The 20,135-nt window shown below is 42.1% G+C and carries 20 protein-coding genes; 15 read left to right on the top strand and 5 right to left on the bottom strand.

All coding sequences use genetic code 11. The annotated features are described in order from the left end of the window. Positions 1–196: 196 nt before the first annotated feature. Positions 197–772 carry an LURP-one-related/scramblase family protein gene (locus tag CES82_RS10415; protein WP_098826068.1) on the bottom strand — a complete coding sequence of 192 codons (576 nt, stop codon included), beginning with the start codon at positions 770–772 and terminating at the stop codon, positions 197–199. A gap of 247 nt (positions 773–1,019) precedes the next feature. On the opposite strand from CES82_RS10415, the gene CES82_RS10410 reads away from it, so the two are divergent. The 4 genes from CES82_RS10410 to CES82_RS10395 all read left to right on the top strand — a co-directional run bounded on the left by CES82_RS10410 (position 1,020) and on the right by CES82_RS10395 (position 3,807). Next, on the top strand, positions 1,020–1,745 hold the full coding sequence (locus CES82_RS10410; RefSeq protein ID WP_098826066.1) for a uracil-DNA glycosylase: 726 nt from the start codon (positions 1,020–1,022) through the stop codon (positions 1,743–1,745). A 34-nt stretch (positions 1,746–1,779) separates the two neighbouring features. Next, positions 1,780–2,757 carry a phosphate acetyltransferase gene (pta, locus tag CES82_RS10405; protein WP_098826065.1) on the top strand — a complete coding sequence of 326 codons (978 nt, stop codon included), beginning with the start codon at positions 1,780–1,782 and terminating at the stop codon, positions 2,755–2,757. A 74-nt stretch (positions 2,758–2,831) separates the two neighbouring features. Further along, positions 2,832–3,302, top strand: coding sequence for a tRNA (adenosine(37)-N6)-threonylcarbamoyltransferase complex ATPase subunit type 1 TsaE (gene tsaE, locus CES82_RS10400; RefSeq protein WP_098826063.1), 471 nt, complete (start codon positions 2,832–2,834; stop codon positions 3,300–3,302). Between the two features lies 1 nt (position 3,303). Beyond that, positions 3,304–3,807, top strand: coding sequence for a GNAT family N-acetyltransferase (locus tag CES82_RS10395; RefSeq protein ID WP_180245730.1), 504 nt, complete (start codon positions 3,304–3,306; stop codon positions 3,805–3,807). A gap of 67 nt (positions 3,808–3,874) precedes the next feature. On the opposite strand, the gene CES82_RS10390 is transcribed toward CES82_RS10395, so the two are convergent. After that, on the bottom strand, positions 3,875–4,408 hold the full coding sequence (locus CES82_RS10390; protein ID WP_098826059.1) for a 3'-5' exonuclease: 534 nt from the start codon (positions 4,406–4,408) through the stop codon (positions 3,875–3,877). A gap of 28 nt (positions 4,409–4,436) precedes the next feature. Continuing rightward, positions 4,437–5,201, bottom strand: coding sequence for an exodeoxyribonuclease III (locus CES82_RS10385; protein ID WP_098826057.1), 765 nt, complete (start codon positions 5,199–5,201; stop codon positions 4,437–4,439). Between the two features lie 209 nt (positions 5,202–5,410). On the opposite strand from CES82_RS10385, the gene murB reads away from it, so the two are divergent. Then, positions 5,411–6,313 (top strand): UDP-N-acetylmuramate dehydrogenase, encoded by a 903-nt coding sequence (gene murB, locus CES82_RS10380; RefSeq protein ID WP_098826055.1) that lies wholly within the window; start codon positions 5,411–5,413, stop codon positions 6,311–6,313. 23 nt (positions 6,314–6,336) lie between these two features. Then, the gene (locus CES82_RS10375) at positions 6,337–8,448 is read left to right on the top strand and encodes a cation:proton antiporter (RefSeq protein ID WP_098826054.1); all 2,112 of its coding nucleotides are present in this window, start codon (positions 6,337–6,339) and stop codon (positions 8,446–8,448) included. 74 nt (positions 8,449–8,522) lie between these two features. Here CES82_RS10375 and CES82_RS10370 read toward each other — a convergent pair whose 3' ends face one another. Next, positions 8,523–9,239 carry a DUF1361 domain-containing protein gene (locus CES82_RS10370; protein ID WP_098826052.1) on the bottom strand — a complete coding sequence of 239 codons (717 nt, stop codon included), beginning with the start codon at positions 9,237–9,239 and terminating at the stop codon, positions 8,523–8,525. A gap of 197 nt (positions 9,240–9,436) precedes the next feature. On the opposite strand from CES82_RS10370, the gene cdaA reads away from it, so the two are divergent. From cdaA to glmS, 4 genes are all read left to right on the top strand, one after another. Further along, entirely contained in the window at positions 9,437–10,288 is an 852-nt protein-coding gene (gene cdaA / locus CES82_RS10365) for a diadenylate cyclase CdaA (protein ID WP_098826050.1), read from the top strand. Continuing rightward, the gene (locus tag CES82_RS10360; protein ID WP_098826049.1) at positions 10,288–11,262 is read left to right on the top strand and encodes a CdaR family protein; all 975 of its coding nucleotides are present in this window, start codon (positions 10,288–10,290) and stop codon (positions 11,260–11,262) included. Before cdaA ends, CES82_RS10360 begins: the two co-directional genes overlap by 1 nt. A gap of 26 nt (positions 11,263–11,288) precedes the next feature. Next, the gene (glmM, locus tag CES82_RS10355; protein WP_098826047.1) at positions 11,289–12,638 is read left to right on the top strand and encodes a phosphoglucosamine mutase; all 1,350 of its coding nucleotides are present in this window, start codon (positions 11,289–11,291) and stop codon (positions 12,636–12,638) included. A 217-nt stretch (positions 12,639–12,855) separates the two neighbouring features. After that, the gene (gene glmS / locus CES82_RS10350; protein ID WP_098826045.1) at positions 12,856–14,673 is read left to right on the top strand and encodes a glutamine--fructose-6-phosphate transaminase (isomerizing); all 1,818 of its coding nucleotides are present in this window, start codon (positions 12,856–12,858) and stop codon (positions 14,671–14,673) included. Between the two features lie 69 nt (positions 14,674–14,742). Here glmS and CES82_RS10345 read toward each other — a convergent pair whose 3' ends face one another. Beyond that, the gene (locus CES82_RS10345) at positions 14,743–15,366 is read right to left on the bottom strand and encodes a flavin reductase family protein (RefSeq protein ID WP_098826043.1); all 624 of its coding nucleotides are present in this window, start codon (positions 15,364–15,366) and stop codon (positions 14,743–14,745) included. Between the two features lie 164 nt (positions 15,367–15,530). On the opposite strand from CES82_RS10345, the gene CES82_RS12530 reads away from it, so the two are divergent. The 5 genes from CES82_RS12530 (at position 15,531) to CES82_RS10320 (ending at position 20,104) form a co-directional block, all read left to right on the top strand. Beyond that, positions 15,531–15,677 carry a hypothetical protein gene (locus tag CES82_RS12530; protein ID WP_098826042.1) on the top strand — a complete coding sequence of 49 codons (147 nt, stop codon included), beginning with the start codon at positions 15,531–15,533 and terminating at the stop codon, positions 15,675–15,677. A 103-nt stretch (positions 15,678–15,780) separates the two neighbouring features. Next, entirely contained in the window at positions 15,781–16,494 is a 714-nt protein-coding gene (locus CES82_RS10335; RefSeq protein ID WP_098826074.1) for a glucosamine-6-phosphate deaminase, read from the top strand. A gap of 324 nt (positions 16,495–16,818) precedes the next feature. Further along, positions 16,819–17,931, top strand: coding sequence for a glycoside hydrolase family 73 protein (locus CES82_RS10330; protein ID WP_225364895.1), 1,113 nt, complete (start codon positions 16,819–16,821; stop codon positions 17,929–17,931). Between the two features lie 155 nt (positions 17,932–18,086). Further along, positions 18,087–18,935, top strand: coding sequence for a glucosaminidase domain-containing protein (locus CES82_RS10325; protein WP_098826040.1), 849 nt, complete (start codon positions 18,087–18,089; stop codon positions 18,933–18,935). 89 nt (positions 18,936–19,024) lie between these two features. Then, on the top strand, positions 19,025–20,104 hold the full coding sequence (locus CES82_RS10320) for an ATP-binding cassette domain-containing protein (protein WP_098826038.1): 1,080 nt from the start codon (positions 19,025–19,027) through the stop codon (positions 20,102–20,104). Positions 20,105–20,135: the final 31 nt, after the last annotated feature.

Raw genomic sequence — 20,135 nt, 5'->3', positions numbered from 1 at the left:
GGCGGGAATGCCCGTTTTTTATTTAATAGTGTACAAAAAATCTGTTGTCAGTAATAGATATAATCTATTACCAACAACAGATATTGTAGAACCGCAAAAACACGTATTCCTGCACTTGGGAATACGTGTTTTTTTCTAGCTTGATATGTTGAAGATTTGAGGCAAAGTACAATTATAATTTTATCCGATAAATTGATTAATGGGTCATTTTGTGATCAACTTGATGATTAGCATAGTGCCAAGCCCGATTACCACGTAATCCCATTTGGCGTTTAAGCGAGGCGTGCCAAGCTTGAGCTGGATTTTTGAGTTGACTATGGCCACTAGCCCAGTGATCTAATGTGGCTGCAATACAGATACAGATGGGTTCTAATTGCTGAGAAACAATTTGCATTCCTCGAAGCTCACCATCGCTATGAGATGTCATAATTATTGAGGTGCCATGATAAATTTTATAATTACCAGTGACAAAATTACCAACAATGATCCAATGTAGATTACTAATGTAAATCATTTCGTTAAAGAAGCCTAGTCGTTTGGAAATTGCACCAACTTTATTACCTTGATAGTAAATATCAAAATGGGGCAGTAGCCCTAGTGAAGTTTGCCGAAGTTCAGCTAGTAAATCACCGCTAATTTGGTACAGTGAAAGCGCGTCTTGGTGTCTTCCCCATTTGCCAATTAAAAGATAAATGGAACGTCGATCAGCATCTCGAACAACACTGGCCCCCTTAGCAGATAAACTGTCTTGACGAATATACAGTGTGCGCATGGAAGCCCTCCAATCATTTTGTCGTAAATCAGTAGTTGTATTTACATATTTACCATTCATTCTAACATGGATAGTGGCTAAATTGAGTCTGATGGACTATCAATTTTAGAATTTACTGATTACAAGGGTTGTGTAACAATTCCAATGTCTACTAAAAGCACTCAAAGAAAACTGTTCAGACGATTTTAGTGGTTATGACTAATAATTCGTGAAAATCTATGATAGAATGAACGTTGAGGTGTTGGGAATGAAACCGTTTATTCACAATGATTGGTGGCCAGTTTTGGAGCCCGAATTTAAAAAGGCATATTACCAAAATTTGCGTACTTTTCTTGTTCATGAGTATCAAACACAAAATATCCATCCGGACATGTTTCATATTTTTGAAGCTTTCCAGTGGACCCCTTTTTCAAAGGTGAAGGTCGTTATTCTGGGTCAGGATCCCTATCATGAGCCTAATCAAGCTCATGGATTGAGCTTTTCGGTTCTGCCTGGGGTTCAGATTCCGCCTAGCCTGAGAAATATTTACAAGGAACTGGAGTCTGACTTAGGTATTAAGCCAGTTAATCATGGTTACCTTGAAAAATGGGCGAAACAGGGTGTTTTGTTACTGAACTCAGTCCTGACCGTTCGTAATGGTCAAGCGTTTTCTCACAAGGGAAAAGGTTGGGAACAATTGACGGATGCTGCTATTCATAAGCTATCCGAGAGGCCTACACCCGTAGTTTTTATTCTATGGGGTAGAGCGGCGCAAAGTAAGATCAGTCTGATTGATATTAAAGCAAACATTGTCATTCAATCAGCTCATCCAAGTCCTTTGTCAGCTAATCGAGGTTTCTTTGGTTCAAAGCCGTTTTCTAAGACCAACATCGCACTTGAATCACTGGGAGAAACACCAATTGACTGGCAGTTGCCTGAGCACGTTACTGCTGAGGAGCCGACACCGCAGCATGAGGCGTCAAGAGAGAATTGACTAGTTGGAATTTCAAAATCTGGAGGTCTATATTGTGGAACTTTTTGATAGTTTAAAGCAAAAGATTAGTGGTTTGAATAAGACGGTTGTCTTACCTGAAGGCGAGGATGTTAGAATTATTGGTGCAGCCAGCCGACTAGCTTCAGAGAAATTACTACAGCCGGTCCTACTTGGTAACGTTGATAAGATCAAAGCAACTGCCAGTGAAAAAGGGATTGACTTAACTGGTGTTAAATTAGTAGATCCAAAGAATGCTTCTGAAGATGAGAAGAAGAAGATGCTGGATGCGCTGGTTGAACGTCGGAAGGGTAAGAATACCCCAGAACAAGCAGCTAAGATGCTTGAAGATTCTAACTATTGGGGCACGATGATGGTTTACCTTGGTGAAGCAGATGCCATGGTTTCTGGTGCTGATCACCCAACTGGTGATACGATTCGTCCCGCATTGCAGATTATTAAGACAAAGCCCGGTGTTAAACGTATTAGCGGTTACTTTATCCTCTTAAAGGGTGAAGAACGCTTAATGTTTGCTGACAGTGCCATCAACATTGACTTAGACGCCGCTGGGATGGCTGAAGTAGCCGTTCAAAGTGCTGAAACTGCTAGAAAGTATGGCATTGATCCTAAGGTTGCCATGTTAAGCTTCTCAACCAAGGGTTCCGCTAAGGCTGATCAAGTCACTAAAGTTCAAGAAGCAACTAAATTAGCACAAGAACAGGCACCAGATGTTCCAATCGATGGTGAACTTCAATTCGATGCTGCGGTAGTACCAGAAGTTGCTGCAAGCAAAGCACCTGGTTCAAAAGTTGCTGGTCACGCTAACGTCTTTATTTTCCCAGAACTTGAAGCTGGCAATATTGGTTACAAGATTGCTCAGCGTTTAGGCGGTTATGAAGCACTTGGCCCACTGTTACAAGGTATGAATGCGCCAGTATCTGACTTGTCACGTGGTTGCAACGAAGAAGATGTCTATAAAGTAACGATTATTACTGCGGCTCAGGCTGTTGAATAAATTTTAAAATTGACAAAATTTTGGAGCTGTCGGCAGCATTATTGCCCCGGCTCCTTTTGATTTAAGGAGATATTATGGCATTTACAGTTAAAGTTTCAACACCAGAAGAGACGATGGCAATTGGTCAAAAAATTGCACCACTCTTAGCGCCGAAGGATATTATTTTACTGGATGGTGATTTAGGTGCGGGGAAAACGACATTTACTAAAGGATTAGCAGCTGGATTAGGCATCAAACGGAACGTTAAGTCGCCAACTTTTACCATTATTCGGGAGTATCAGGACGGCCGTTTGCCACTTTACCATATGGATGTGTATCGACTGGAAGATGGTAGTGGTGATGAACTTGGACTGGATGAATACTTCAATGGCGATGGTGTCAGCGTTGTGGAATGGTCGAAATTTGTGGCAGATGAACTGCCAGATGATTACTTACGGATCGCGTTCAAACGACTAGATGATGAGGGTGAGAATCAACGTGAACTGATTTTTGATCCTCATGGGCAGCGGTTTGAAACGATGGTCTCAAAGTTACAGGAGAAATAACATGGCAAAAGAGCCGGAATTAGTTATTCGTAAAGCAGTGGCAACGGATGCTGAAGCAGTTTTAAATCTACTTACGATGCTTAAAACTGAATCGACTACTTTTGAAGATAGTAGTGATGACGTTGATTCAGCCACTGAAAGTGAACAAATCAAACAGATCAGCATGTCAACACAACAGGTTATCTTACTAGCTGTAAGAGATGATGAACTGGTGGGGCTGGTGACAATTTTACCGACTGCCGATTCTTCGACTGGTGAGATTGGGGTGGCAGTCCTCAAGCAATATTGGCATCACGGAATCGGCAGGGAACTCATGCTGACCGCTCTTGATTGGGCAGCTTTAAGCAGTAGTTTTCAAGTCATCAGTTTAACGGTGCAGCTACGAAATAAACACGCCGTAAAACTGTATGAAGATATTGGCTTTCAGACTGTTAAAACGACCCAGGTCACGACCTCCACTGGGGAAGTTGTTGAGGCTTCTGAGATGCAGTTAGCTGTTAAATAGACAACAAAAATAAGCTGAATTACCAGGTTTTGGTAAATCAGCTTATTTTTATTGTTATTATTACAGATTAAGCCATTTTAATGAACGGTTTAATGGCATCCTGGCCGAAAGTTTTTGTTTCGGTCAATAAAATATTAGCACAAGCCAAGCTGTCGTCTAGAGCATTATGGTGGTGTTCAAGTGAAATACCTAATGCATCAGCAACCGTATTGAGTTTGTGGTTTTCAAGCGTTGGTAAAAATTGCCGGCTGGTTTTCACCGTATCCAATGTTAGGTAGGCCGGTGAAGTCATGCCATAGTGATTCAAAGTTTGACGCAAGACGCTATTATCAAACTGGGCATTATGGGCGATCACCAACTGCTCTGGTGTAAATAAGGATTGAATATGCGGCCAAATCGTTGGAAAGTCAGGCGCATCAGCAACGTCTGATTCGTGAATGCCGTGAATTTGGATGTTGCGCCAGAAAAAATCGGTGTCAGGTTTGATCAGCGTATAAAACTCATCAGCTACCTGATTATTACGAACAATCGTTAATGCTAGTGAACAGGCAGAATAGCGTTTACCGTTGGCGGTTTCGAAATCCATTGCAACAAAGTTCAAATGGGCCACCCCTTTCAAGTCATACAAATTATACGTGAAGCCCAGTGGTTGTCAAGGAGATGGGGCAATGATCAGAGCCGAAAATAGTGTCTTTAATGTCAGCAGATTCCAGTTTGGATTGGATGGCGTTACTGGTGACAAAATAGTCGATACGCCATCCGGCATTGCGATCACGGGCATTAAATCGGTAGCTCCACCAAGAATAACGGTTGGTGACATCCGGGTAAAAGTAACGGAAAGTGTCGGTATAGCCACGTGCGAGAAAACGGGTAAAGGCCTCTCGTTCCTGATCAGTAAAGCCAGCGTTTTTATGGTTTGTTTTCGGATTTTTAATATCAATTTCTTCGTGAGCAACGTTTAAATCACCGCACAGAATGACAGGCTTTTGCGTGTTCAGTTGATCAATGTAATCTTGAAAAGCATCTTCCCAACCCATTCGAAAGTCCAATCGTTTGAGGCCCGTTCCCGAATTTGGTGTATAGCAGGTTACTAAGTAAAAATCTGAATACTCTAAGGTGATTACACGACCTTCATGATCAAACTCATCAGTACCGATATCGTAAGTGACATTGATTGGCTGATGCTTCGTGAAGATGGCCGTACCTGAGTAACCTTTACGATCGGCGGAGTTAAAATATTGATGATAACCGGGTAAATCCAACTTGAGCTGATCAGGCTGCATTTTAGTTTCTTGGACACAGAAAAAATCTGCGTTTAAATCGTTAAATGCAGTCATAAAGTCGTGCTTAACAACGGCTCGAAGACCGTTAACGTTCCAACTAATAAATTTCAAGGCGGAGACATCCTTTCTTGATGAAATCATTCAACTTTAGTTTATCATTTTTGGGTTGTTTTAGACGATAATCATTTGATTAAAATGTTGTCGAAAATAAAGTGACAGACCTTGTTTGTGCCACTAACCTTTCGTTTGCGGTAACAGGCATGGTATTATATGAATATATTATTTTATGAAATATTTGAGTAGCGAAAGGAACTTAAATCATGACGGCAGACATCATTACAACTTTTCCAAAGGTGAAGTTGATGCAAAACGAACCATTATCAAACTATACGAATACCAAAACGGGAGGCAAGGCTGATTTCTTGGCATTTCCAGTAAGTTTGGCTGAAGTCCAAGAATTAGTAATCTATGCCAACAAGCAGGGATTACCGGTTACGGTGATTGGCAATGCCAGTAATTTAATTGTTAAAGACGGCGGTATTCGTGGTTTGGTGATGATTTTGACCAGCATGAATCACGTTGAAGTGAAAGACAATGAAATTTTGGCTGAATCGGGTGCTTCTCTGATTGAAGTTACCAAAGTTGCTCAGCGTGCAAGCCTGACGGGACTTGAGTTTGCTGCCGGAATTCCCGGAAGTGTTGGTGGGGCCGTCTTTATGAACGCCGGTGCGTACGGTGGCGAAATCAGTATGGTTGCTGACTCCGTCACGGTGCTGACACCGCAAGCAACGCTAAAAACGATTCAGCGAGATGAGTTAGATTTTGGCTACCGACACAGTCGGGTGCAAGACGAAGGCGATATTGTCATCACAGCGACCTTTAAACTGCAGTCAGGTAATGCTACTGAGATTCAGGCTAAAATGGATGATCTAAACGCCCGTAGAGCAGCTAAACAGCCGTTGGATTTACCATCATGCGGCAGTGTCTTTAAGCGGCCAACTGGTTATTTTGCTGGTAAATTGATTCATGACGCAGGTCTTCAAGGTTATCAGTTTGGCGGTGCGCAAGTTTCAACCAAACATGCAGGATTTATTGTGAACGTTGACCATGCCACGGCTTCCGATTACCTGGCAGTGATTCAACACGTTCAAGGTACCGTTTTAACCCAGGCGGGGGTTCAATTGGAGACCGAGGTACGAATAATTGGAGAGGATCCGGTTTAGATTTAACGAGAGGGGGATGCTAGTTGCTGATAGTTGAAGCGGTTATTTTATTAGTTGTGTTAGTTTTGATCTCCAACGTCATCAGCCACTATCTAACCTTTATTCCGGTAAGTTTAATTCAAATTGCTCTGGGATTAGTGATGGCGCTATTTTGGGAAATCGAGATTCCGTTAGACACTGACTGGTTTTTGCTACTCTTTATTGCTCCGTTGCTGTTTAATGATGGACGACGCTTTCCTAAACGGGAACTCTGGCAGCTGCGGGGCCCCATCTTTGCTAATTCCATCTTGCTTGTGTTCTTGACGACCGTGGTGGGCGGTTACTTTATTTATTTAATGATTCCGCGATTATCGCTTTCGGTTAGTTTTGCACTAGCGGCAATTCTGTCGCCTACTGACCCCGTAGCCGTTCAATCGATTTCAAAGCGAGTGAAACTGCCAGATAGAATCCTACACCTGGTTAGTGGTGAAAGTTTGGTCAACGATGCTTCAGGGCTGATTGCGTTTAAATACGCGGTAGCAGCGACTGTTACGGGCGTCTTTTCGTTCAGTCATGCGGTTGGCGATTTTTTGTATATCAGTATTCTTGGCTTCTTGGCCGGCTTTGTTCTCATGCTGATGATCGAATTTTTACGGAATCTGTTGAGACAGCAAGGCATTAACGATGTTATTTTTAATACGGTTTTACAGTTGATGACGCCCTTTGTGGTGTACGTGATCACTGAAGAAATCCTCCATGCCTCAGGGGTGATTGCCGTGGTAACTGCTGGTGTGGTTTCCCACACCCAGGGGAATCGACTCGTAGAAGACTCACCAGAACTTAAACTGGTTAGCGAGAAGACTTGGGATATTATTGTCTATCTTCTAAACGGAATTGTGTTTTTGATTCTAGGTGATGAGTTGCCGCTTGCAACGACTAAGATTATCAATGATGTTCACTTCAATACGTTCCAAGCAGTTGGTTATTCGTTTGGTGCGTGGCTGATTTTATTGCTGATTCGAGTGGTTTGGATTTACTTGTACCAAGGAATCAGTAAACCGAGACGGCCCAGTTTAAGGGTGGCCCTTTTAGCTGGTTTGTCGGGTGTTCGGGGTGCCGTTACTATGGCAGGTGTGCTGTCACTGCCACTGGTTACGGCTTCTGGACAGGCGTTTCCACAGCGGTCGTTAGTGTTATTTGTGGCTGCTGGCGTGATTATTATTAGTTTGGTAGCTGCGGTTGTCACTTTACCGTTAGTGGCACCAGATAATCCAGTGCCGCTTCAGACACGAGCCAGTTTTAGTGATGAGTTGGATGATGAGCTTGATGAAAATGAGACCGATCAACAACAGTCTAATGAGCCTCATTTACTGAGTGAGGCAGAGGCCAGAATATACATTATGCGGTTGGCAATTAATGCTATTGAAGAACATCGTCGCATTGAAAATCAGCGTGCTGCTTATGATTTAATTTTAGATTATCAGTTTATTATTCGCAGGCTAGAGTTAAAAACGCGTGATGATGAAGATAGAAAACAGGTCGTTGATGATGAAGTTACTTTGCGGCAAGTGGGCTTGAAGGGCGAACAATCAGCATTAGATAGGCTGTACGCCCACCATCAGATCTCATCGCAGGCATACCATTCCGCTAGTCGAACGATCAAACGTGCTGTTCAACGAATTAATCATCCTAATCGTCATTTGGATTTTGCGCCTTTAAGAAGTTGGTCATCTTTTCTTCACAGAACCTCACAATGGGTTAGGTCAGCCGTTCACCAATCACAAAATAAGGCTACTAGTAATGAATGGCTACTGATTGACCGCGAAAGTGCGAAATCGGCGATCAAAGCACTTTCAAAATATCTAGGTGATGATGAGGTTGATCCACAAGCGTTGGACAAGCAAGCTATTTATCACTTAGTTGTGTTTTATCGCAATCGCGTTGAACGTGCGCGTAAAGACCAGCGAGTTTCACGGTCAGAATATGCTAAACAGCTTAATCAGCTCAGAGTGATTGCTCTAGGTGCTGAGCGGACAGGCGTTCAGTCTCTGCTTGAATCAGGTAATATTACTTGGCAAATGTCAGGGAGGCTTCGGCAGTACATTAACTACTCTGAAAACGTATTGATGATGGCCGTTAATGATGAGCTTGATTAATGAATTTAGGAGCTTAAAGGGGAGTCCAGTTAACATTGCAGCGTTAACTGGACTCCCCTTTTAAATGGTATGATTTATTTTTGCGATTGCTGTTCTTCGGAGTCCTCTTTGACAGCCGTGATTTCTTTGGCTGCCTGTTCATTAGCCATCTGGCTATGATAGGCTAAGTATACTAGCCAGTAAGCAATTAGCTGAATGAGTGTCATCAGCCCAACAAAAACGAGCATGGTAGGCGTCCACATATGTAGCAACCGGTCAGTAATCAGTTCTGGTGAGATGAATAGGTAAACGGTATGAATCCGCATAAATCGACCAACGTAAATACCAACGGATGACAGGAAAGTGAGAATCAGGACTAAAATCGTCTGAAGCCAAGAATTTCCCCTTAGGTATCGTTGAGCGATGACGTTGGCGACGTAGTTTAAACTCCAGAAGCCAAGAATGACACAGAATAAAACACTGATCAAAAGATAGGTAAAGTAAATCCAAACATGCAGATTTAACTGTAGTAGCCCATCAACGCCATAAGGATTCAGAAGTGAAAGGTGAAAGAGATCGGTTAACAAGTAGGGTGCATTTGGATAGAAGAGTAACCACAAAAGAACGATCAACCAGAAAAAAAGCCCGCTTTTAGGCCGTTCTTTACTAAGATGAAAGCTAATTTCGATGGGTAAATAGCCCAAGAAAGTATTTAAAATTAAAAAAGTAAAAGGCTCATGTGCGAACTGCCACAAAAATAACAGCCACAGCACTACGAAAATCCGAATTTGCCAGCGTGCGTGACCCGCCAAGAGATCATCTCCCTGTTCAAAATATCACTACTCAAATAATAACAGATTACTTGAGCAGTGACATGAAATTTCAGTTGGTTTACAAAAATCTTGAAATTTCGTATTTACTGACATCAGAAATATGTTGGTGATTCCAAAAAATAGTGGTCAGCGTGCTATAATGTTACCTGAATAGATTTTTGGAGGGAAATTATCAAATGAATCTTGATTGGAGTAGCTTTTTGACGTGGCATAACATCGTAAACCTCCTCGATATTCTCGTCGTCTGGTTTGTTTTTTACGAACTGATTATGCTGCTGCGAGGAACCAAAGCTGTTCAGCTCTTACGTGGAATCATCGTGATTGTCTTAGTCAAGATCATTGCGGTTTACGTGGGGTTTGGAACAGTTTCATGGTTAATGGACCAAGTGATTAACTGGGGTGTCATTGCCATGATTATTATTTTCCAACCAGAGATTCGACGCGGGTTGGAAAATCTCGGTCGCGGCTCTGTATTTGTCCGCAATCGACAGGTAAACGAAGCTGAGAAACAGATGATTGCCGCTCTGGATAAAGCCATTCAGTACATGTCTAAACGTCGAATTGGTGCTTTAATGACCATTCAAATGGACACTGGACTGGAAGACTATATCGAAACAGGAATCGAATTGGATGCCAAGATTACTGGCGAGTTGCTGATCAACATTTTTATTCCTAACACGCCTCTGCATGATGGTGCAGTCATTATTCGGAATAATAAAGTGGCTGTTGCAGCGGCTTATCTGCCGCTGTCTGACAGTAATCTGATTCCTAAAGAATTAGGAACTCGGCACCGTGCCGCGGTTGGTATTTCTGAAGTAACGGATGCTTTAACCATCGTTATTTCAGAAGAAACGGGTGAAGTTTCGATTACTAAGAATAACGAGTTGCTCCGTAATATGGATCAAAATGATTATTTGAAGTTTTTGAACAACGAATTGATCAAGGATCAAGAACCTGAACAACCGAAAAATCCACTAAGCTGGCTGGTTGACCTGTTTATCCAGTTCTTTAGGGGAGGGAAGCGGTGATGAAGAAAATTTTCAATAGTCGTTGGACTTATCGGTTGATTTCCTTATTTTTGGCTGTCTGCTTATTTTTATACGTAAATAGTTCTAAAAGTATCTCAACTCAGCAAACGAATAATACGGGAGGGACTAATTCCACGACCCTAACGGCTACGGAACATAAAACCGTTTCCGTTCAATTGAGATTGAACGTGGATTCGGATAAGTATTTCGTCACGGGTTATCCAGAAAAAGTAAAGGTTCATTTACGCGGTCCGGCCGCTTTAGTTACCGCTACAGCGAATACGCAAAATTTCAGGGTGTTCGCTAATTTGACTGGTCTCAAACCCGGCGAACATTCGGTTAAGTTAAAACAGGACGGCTTAAACCGTGATATCAGCTACCAAATTGCGCCAGCTAATATTAAAGTTAATATTCAGCCTCGACAAACGGTAAGTTTTCCAGTTAGTGTCCAGTATGATAAGACGCGGATTGCTAAAAATTACGTTGCCGGTAGTGCAAATAGCGATGTTACCAGTGTTAAAGCCACTGGTGCTGAGGGTGAGATTGATCGAATCAGTAGGGTTGTTGCACAATTGAACTTGGCTCAAAATACCAAGAAATCCGTGAACAGTGAGGCCGTTATCGAGGCACTAGATAAGAATGGTCAGACAGTGAACGTCATCTTGACCCCTGCTACTACCCAAGTTAACCTACCGATTACGGCAAGGGGCCATTCGAAGCAGGTACCCCTGAAATTTAAAGCAAAAAACGCCAATAGCAATCAGGAATATAGTTTCCAAAGCAGTACTAAGTCCATTCAGGTCTTTGGTTCTGAGTCGGAGTTAAAGGCTATATCAGAATTTGATGCAGACGTTGATGTCAGTGATGTTAAAAATCAAAAAACAAAAACAATTAGTTTAGATGCAGAAGCTAACAAGGTTACGGGAACGGATCCTGCTAGCGTTAAGGTAACGATTACAACTGAATCTAAATGATAATCTGGAAATGAGGAAAATTAAACATGAAGTATTTTGGAACTGATGGTGTACGTGGTATTGCTAACCAGGAGTTAACCCCAGAACTGGCTTTTCGACTTGGTCGAGCAGGCGGTTATGTATTGACAGAACACGCTACTGAACGTGAGCAACCACAAGTGTTAGTTGCTCGTGATACACGAATTTCAGGGCAGATGTTGGAAGAAGCAATCGTGGCCGGTCTCTTATCTGTTGGAATTGAAGTTTTACGTCTTGGCGTCATTACTACGCCTGCAGTGGCCTACTTGGTGCGTACGCAGGGTGCGGATGCCGGTGTGATGCTGACGGCTTCACACAATCCAGTTGAAGATAACGGAATTAAATTCTTTGGTGCTGATGGCTACAAGCTTTCTGATGATCTGGAAGATGAAATCGAAAAGCTGCTGGAACAGAAAGATACTTTACCAAGGCCAGCTGCTAAGGGCTTAGGGACTGTTGAAGATTACCAAGAAGGCAGTCAAAAGTACATTCAATTTTTGGAACAGACGATTGACGATGATCTTACTGGCATGCACATCGCGGTTGATTCAGCTAATGGTGCAACCAGCAACTTAGTTTCGCGATTATATGCTGATTTGGGTGCTGAGTTCGATACCATTGCAACCACGCCTAATGGGTTGAACATTAACGATCAGGTGGGCTCAACACATCCGGAACAGCTGCAAAAGTTTGTGGTTGAAAAGGGTGTTTCCATTGGGTTGGCTTTTGATGGCGACGGTGACCGTTGCATTGCGGTTGATGAAGAAGGTAACGTGATCAATGGTGACAAGATCATGTATATTTGTGGGAAATACATGTCCGAACATGGCCGTCTTAAAAAGGACACCATCGTGACCACTGTAATGAGTAACTTGGGGATGTACAAAGCCATGGAAGCACATGGGCTAACCAGTGTTAAAACTAAGGTTGGGGATCGTTACGTCGTTGAAGAAATGCTTGCTAACGGCTACAACCTCGGTGGTGAACAATCTGGCCACATTGTTTTCTTGGACTTTAACACAACTGGCGATGGCATGTTGACCAGTTTACAACTCTTACACATTATGAAGGAAACCGGTAAAAAATTGTCCGAACTCGCAGCTGATGTTCAAGACTACCCACAACAACTGATTAACGTCAAAGTTGCTGATAAGAAAGCAGCTTTAGATAATCCTGCTATCAAAGGGATTATTGATACAGTTGAAAAAGAGATGTCTGGCGATGGTCGCGTTTTAGTTCGTCCTAGTGGGACTGAACCATTATTGCGAGTCATGGCAGAAGCGCCAACTCAAGAAGCTGTCGATGGTTATGTTAATCGAATCGTCGAAGTGGTTAAGAGTGAAGTTGGAATCGAGTAATTCTATGAAACAAAAAAGCGGTTTTCAAACAATAGCGTTTGAAAACCGCTTTTTTTAGCTTTACCAACGTAAGTACGCGTTTTCAATCTATACCATTTTAAACGTAAATATTGACAACCAATTTAAAAGACTGTAAAGTATACATGTTCATAGATATATGAGACCTTATTGAGTCTATACCAATTAAAATATTATGAAAATTAGAGGATGAAATCTTATGTGTGGAATTGTCGGTGTTACAGGCAGTGATAATGCAGTAAAAATCTTACTTGATGGTCTACAAAAGCTTGAATATCGAGGTTACGATTCAGCGGGAATTTATGTAAACGACCAAAGCGGTAAGGATTTTCTCGTGAAAGAAAAGGGACGAATTGCTGATTTACGACGTGAAGTTGGCCCTGAAGTTCACGGGACAACTGGTATCGGACATACTCGCTGGGCAACCCATGGTGTTGTGAGTGTTGCTAATGCTCATCCACAAGTTTCAAAAGATGATCGTTTCTATTTAGTTCATAATGGTGTAATTGACAACTTTCAGGAACTTAAGAGTGACTATCTAAGCGACGTTCCCTTTACCAGTCAAACTGATACTGAAGTAATGGTTCAGTTGGTAGATAAATTTGCTGTAGAAGAAGGGCTTAATGCGCATGATGCCTTTACCAAAGCGTTGAGCTTACTCAAAGGTTCTTCGTATGCCTTTCTGTTGATGGATCGTGAGGACCCAGAGACGCTTTACGTTGCTAAGAACAAGAGCCCATTACTGATTGGTGTCGGTGATGGTTTCAACGTTGTTTGTTCTGATGCTTTAGCAATGTTGCGCGAAACTCACGACTTCTTGGAGTTAATGGACGGAGAAGTTGTGACCATTAAGCCTAACGAAGTTAAAATTGAAGATCGAGATGGCAAGTCGGTAGAACGGAAGACTTTCCACGTTGATATGGATGCCAACGAAACTGATAAGGGTACTTATCCATTCTACATGTTGAAAGAAATCGATGAACAGCCAAACGTGATGCGGCGTTTAGCCCAGGTTTATTTATCTGAAACTGGCGAGCCAGTGATCAGTGATAAATTATTGAATTCAATGAAGCAAGCTGATCGGATTTATATCGTGGGTGCTGGTACCAGTTACCATGCTGGTCTGGTTGGTAAACGATTATTTGAAAGTCTGACCCAAACACCTACGGAAGTACATGTTTCATCTGAATTTGCTTATGAAGAGCCTATTTTGTCTAAGAAACCATTCTTCATTTTCTTGTCACAAAGTGGGGAGACAGCTGACTCACGTGAAGTCTTAGTCAACGTTAACGCAGGTGGTTACGAAAGTTTAACCATTACTAACGTTCAAAATTCGACCTTATCACGTGAAGCAACCTATACATTGTTGCTCCATGCAGGTCCAGAAATTGCGGTGGCATCTACTAAGGCTTACACTGCACAGATTGCGCTTGAAGCAATTCTCGCTAAGGCCTTGGGTGAGGCTGATAATCAGATCGTTGCACAACGGTTTGACGTTCGTCACCAATTAGGACTGGTTGCAACAGGCATTCAGGCACTTGTAGACGAGAAGAATAAGATTGAAGAGTTAGCCAAAGCATCTTTCTTGAATACGCCAAACGCCTTTTACATTGGTCGTGGAGTTGACCAGAACGTGTCGCTCGAAGCCGCTTTGAAGTTGAAGGAAATTTCCTACGTTCAAGCTGAGGGCTTTGCTTCTGGTGAATTAAAGCATGGGACGATTGCTTTGATTGAAAAGGGGACACCAGTGATTGGCATTATTACTCAAGAGAAGACAGCTGGTTTAACCCGTTCAAACCTGCAAGAAACCATGGCACGTGGCGCTCATATTCTGACCATTGTTTCTGAAAGCTTAGCTAAACCCGGTGATGACATTGTTCTGCCAGACGTTGATGAGCTGATGACGCCGTTACTGAGTGTCGTACCAACGCAGCTGATTGCTTATTACACGAGCCTTAATAAGGGCTTAGACGTTGATAAACCACGTAACTTAGCTAAGAGTGTGACCGTTGAATAATAATTGAGTTAAACCAAAAACATCATTATCAGTCCAAGTTAACTGATGATGATGTTTTTTAGTGCAAAATTATAATGGACGTTTCATTTCGAATAGGTCATCGACCGTCCCGTAAGTTGAACCGGCAAGCCGTGCCAATGGGTCAAGACGAGTTGCATTAACGTGAAAAGTCTTTGGATCCAAGACGTCGTCGGCAAAGTAAAAGTCCGTGACCTCAAGTATAAAAAGGTCGCTGAGTACCTGGGCGTTGTCGCCAGTCACGGGTACGTACTGATAAAGAGTAGTTTCAAACCGGACTTTGGGTGCGGTCAACGCGGGAACTGAAATGGTTTTACTCGGTGTAAGATCGAGATGAGTAAGGGTGAGTTCACTTTGGTCTCGGGGCAAGCTAGCAGCTGTTTGGTTCATCTCAGTAGCCAGTGATTGACTCACAAGATGTACGACGGCTTCTTGATTATCTAAAATATTAGCAGCAGTGTCTTTGAGCTGATCATGTTTGCGGCCAATAGATAGTGTGATGAGGGGCAATTCGCTAGACATGGCCGAAAAAAAGCTGAAGGGTGCGATATTCAAAGTTTGAGTGGGTTTTACTCCTAGCGTGGTGACCCAAGCAATTGGACGTGGAATAATACTTCCAGATAATAACTTATAGCGTTTCGCTGAATTCAGCGACTTACTGGCGTAATGTTGCATGATAAGCCTCCTGTTTGGAATTTGAATTCATTATAGCGCTTTTGTAGAATTATTGGCGAAAGCAGACTATTTGTGAAACAGATAATTTGACGCTTTCAAGCAATTTCGTAGACGCTGAAAGCTTAGCGTGGTACAATCGCGCAATAGAGAGAGGGACGATAAAAATGAAATTCACTAAGAAGCGTAGTCAAAATAAGCAAGCAGCTGAGAAGCGCGATGCTACCTGGAAAAAGTTTAAAACGCAGCAAAATACATTAGCTGCCAATAAGCGTGGTGACAGGCAGCGGAGCAGTCGGAAAGTAAGTTATTAAACAGAATTGGTCATTTTTCTTGCAATATTGGTCTAGATGACTTATTATTGGGCTATACCAACAAAAGGAGTGGCGAATCATGTCAGAATCAACAAAAGCAAAAATGAATGTGATTATCGTTAAAGATCGTATTGAGGGCGGACAGAAGGGTTTCGAAGTTTTTGAAAATGCCTACCGTGATGGCGCTAAAGTGTTTGGCTTAGCAACTGGGAGTACACCAGTAACAACTTATGAGGAACTTACCAAGAGTGATCTTGATTTTAGTCAAATGACGTCAGTTAACTTGGATGAATACGTTGGCTTAGCGCCTGATCATCCGCAAAGCTATCATTACTTCATGCAAAAGCACTTGTTTGACCAAAAACCATTTGCACACTCATACGTGCCCGATGGTTTGAACAGCGATGCAGCAGCCGAGATGAAGCGTTATGATCAAGTGATTGCGGATAACCCAATTGATTTGCAAATTTTAGGGCTTGGTCAAAACGGTCACATCGGTTTTAACGAACCTGGCACTGATCCGGCACTTGGAACACACAAGGTAGCTCTGACTGAATCAACGATCAAAGCTAATGCACGTTTCTTTGATAACGAAGATGAAGTGCCACGTTACGCTTACTCAATGGGAATTGCATCAATTTTAACGAGTAAGCACATTCTTTTGGAAGCATATGGTCCAGAAAAAGCGGATGCGGTGAAGGCAATGATTGAAGGCCCAATTACCACCGATGTTCCAGCTAGTTTTCTACAGCAACATCATCAAGTGACGATTATCATTGATGAAGCGGCGGCAAGTAAGTTAAGTGAAGAATACTAATTCAATTTAGAGAGAATTGAAGCAAGCATAAGAGAGAAGAGCGGCAGTAATGTCGGTCTTCTTTTTTGTTCCTAACGAAACCAAGGATACTGTGCCATAAATCTATATTGGTAAGTATTTCAATTAATTATTAGCCATAATTAGTTGTCACTGTCCTTTAATTCTATATGTTGATACAGTCTAATTACACGCCAAAACTCTGGAATCTATCGAATTTTGTCACAGCTTTCTCGGTTATTACAGAGGATAGCTGACCGTGCTTGTTTTCAGCTTCTATTCCAATTATAATAGGGATAAATTGTTGTATCTGAGGGGGACGCACACATGCGGAAACAATGGATGGTGGGGTTACTCACCGTTGGCTTAGTCGTATGCGGTTTATCTGGTGCTGGGCACACCAGAGTGCAAGCAAGCACGACGACGGACAGTTTTATTAATCATATGTCATCGCCTGTTAAAAAAGTTGCTGATCAATACAAATTGTATCCATCCGTAATGATGGCACAGGCTGCGTTGGAAAGTGGCTGGGGGACGAGTCAGCTTTCAACTAGTGCTAATAATTACTTTGGTATTAAGGGCGCCTATAACGGTGCTTCCGTGACGATGAGTACTGCAGAGTATAACGAGAATGGTCAGCTTTATTACACCCAGGCGGCATTTAAAAAATATCCGGATGCCACTGCATCCATGACGGATAATGCTCAGCTTTTGCGTAATGGGACTGCTTGGAACGCAAATTACTATGCGGGAACTTGGCGAGAGAATGCGCCAACCTATGTGGCAGCGGCTAATGCGTTAACAGGGACCTACGCAACTGCGCCAAACTATGGCGCCTCACTGATTAATCTGATTCAAACGTATAAATTTTATTCGTTGGATAGCGTACCAGTACCAAGCAAGAAACCGACTAGTAACGCTAGCGCGGTAAAATATTATTTTGGTGCCGACAATCAAACAGCGACGTTAGGTTCGAAATATAAAAGCTATGCAGTTTACAATCATGTAAAGGGTAGCAAATATAAAGCTACTAATTACGGCTGGTCAAAAGTTGGGGGCTGGCAGGGCAGACCCGTTTGGATAGATGCGCGTGGTTATAAGGTTAGTACCAAAACCAACTGGTATCGCATTCGGTTCAGTAAACAAACCACGGCGAAAAAGTATTGGGTTTATTCAAGCGCACTTAGTTTCCCAAAGACGACTTATTCTAGCTATAAAAAAACGGTTAAGTTAGTCGGAAGCGCCTACCCAGTTTACAATCATGTCTTCAATTCTACTTACATTGCAAAACAGTTAACCACAACGAAAGCGTTGGTTAATCAATCGGTAAAAATCGATGATAAGGCCACTCACATCCAAAGTGGCATTACGACCACGTGGTACCGAATTCATGGGGGTTCAATTAATGGCTGGGTATCATCCTTAGCCGTGAAGAAATAACCAAATAGGAAATGTAAATGGGCTTGGTACCGCTTCTGGTACGGGCCTTTTTTAAAAGTTTAAGTTTTCAATTTATTATCAAATATTAACTTGTGCATTCTTCAGAAACCGATATAATATTAACGGTTTAGTATTTTAGATGGGAGACTTTTAAGATGAAGCTCTGGAAAAAACTGACAATTATGCTGGTATCGATACTCGGACTCAGTGTATTATCTACGGAAACTGCGCAGGCAGATGCACATACTGATTTTATTGATCGACTGAGTCAGCCGGTATTAAAAGTAAGTCGCCAGAATCATCTTTATGGTTCAGTCATGATGGCTCAGGCGGCCCTTGAAAGTAATTGGGGAACCAGTCAGCTGTCGATGGATGCCCATAATTACTTCGGTGTTAAGGGTAATTATGATGGGCATTCGATAACGATGTCGACTAACGAAGCTAATGCTAGTGGCTCAATGTACAATACGCTGGCTAATTTCAAGGTTTATCCTTCAGCGCAGGCTTCTTTAAACGATTATGCTAAAGTGTTACGTGGCGGTACGACTTGGAATCCCTTCCTTTATGAAGGCGCTTGGCGAGAAAACGCTAGTTCATACATGACAGCAACTAACATTGTTGCGGAAAACTATGCTACTGATAAGGACTATGCTAACAAGCTGAACAAAATCATTGCGGACTATGACTTGCACGATCGTTTTGACCGAACTTCTGCTAATAGTACAGATGCTGATACGAGCACCAGGATTACCCCTGGCGTAGACTATGCGAGTTACGAAGGTTCCGCAACGGTAAAGCCGGGTACGATCAAGTTTTATAATGGTGTGCCAACGGCAACTGATAAAGCAAAGGTTGTTCGGACCAAGCAGTTGGCAAACAAAAAAGTCAAAGTGATGGCTCGCGGAATTGTGACTAAGGATCAGACGATTTGGTACCAAGTTAAGAGTGGTTCTGTCACTGGCTGGATTCAAATTACCGATATTTTAGGTTTAAAGAATCACTAACTAGGTAGCAAGACACGGGTTAGGTTCTCTGATATAATGGCGTTTATGGCATTATAAATCGAAAAAAGATGTTAGGAAGAATTTAAAAAATGACAACTGATTATAAAATTATGGTGCAAAATGTCACCAAAGAGTATGATTTATTCAAAACTCAGTCGGAAAAACTGCGCGCTTTTTTTGCACTGAATCGTAAACCGGTACCACACTTTTGGTCACTTATGGGAATTTCCCTCAAAATTATGCCAGGTGAGACGCTGGGCTTAATTGGTGTTAACGGCTCAGGTAAATCGACATTATCCAATATCATTTCTGGTATTATTCCCCAAACAACCGGTATCGTGGATGTTCGTGGAGATACTTCAATAATTGCGATTGGTGCAGGCTTACGTGGTAATTTAACGGGACTCGAAAACATTCGTTTAAAAGCTTTGATGCAGGGGCTCACCAACGAAGAAATTGATGGCTTAATGGATGATATTGTCAGCTTTGCTGATATTGGTGATTTCCTTTATCAACCCGTTAAAAGTTATTCAAGCGGGATGAAATCTCGGCTAGGTTTCTCAATTGCTGTACATGTGAATCCCGACATTTTGATCATTGATGAAGCACTTTCGGTTGGTGACGATACTTTTTATCAGAAGTGTGTGGACAAAATTTCCGAATTTAAAGCGGAAGGCAAAACCATTATTTTTGTCAGTCACTCATTGAAACAAATCGAAATGCTGTGTGATCGGGTTGCTTGGATTCACTACGGTAACTTAAAAGAAGTCGGTGATACTGAAACAATCGTGAAGGATTATCGCCAATTTGTTAAGTGGTTTAAAGATTTAAACAAAAAGGAAAAGAAACAATTCCAGTTGAAGATGAAGGAAGCCCAGAAGCAATTCGATATTGATGCTTATCAAGCGTCCGTAGTCGAGGAACGGCAGAAGCAGAATCCAGACGAGCAAAACGTACCAGCCAAGGTTAAGAAGGAATTTTATGGTTCCGTTATTAGTGAAAAAATGTCCTTGAGCAGCCGGTTAATTACACTGGTCGTTTTGTTGCTGCTAGTCTTTACGTGCTGGACGAATCTTTCTGGTCATTCGTTGACAGAAGTGGTTTCCAATCCGACAACGTTAGTTCATCCAACGAGCCATGTAGATAAAACGGGTAGTTTACACAAATAAAATGAGTTTTTAGTTAAAAAATGTGAGTTTC

The organism is Secundilactobacillus silagincola (genome assembly GCF_002583405.1).
In the GTDB taxonomy this organism is placed as follows: domain Bacteria; phylum Bacillota; class Bacilli; order Lactobacillales; family Lactobacillaceae; genus Secundilactobacillus; species Secundilactobacillus silagincola.
The sequence above is the reverse complement of the archived record's forward strand: the minus strand, read 5'-3'. Positions and strand labels throughout refer to the sequence as shown.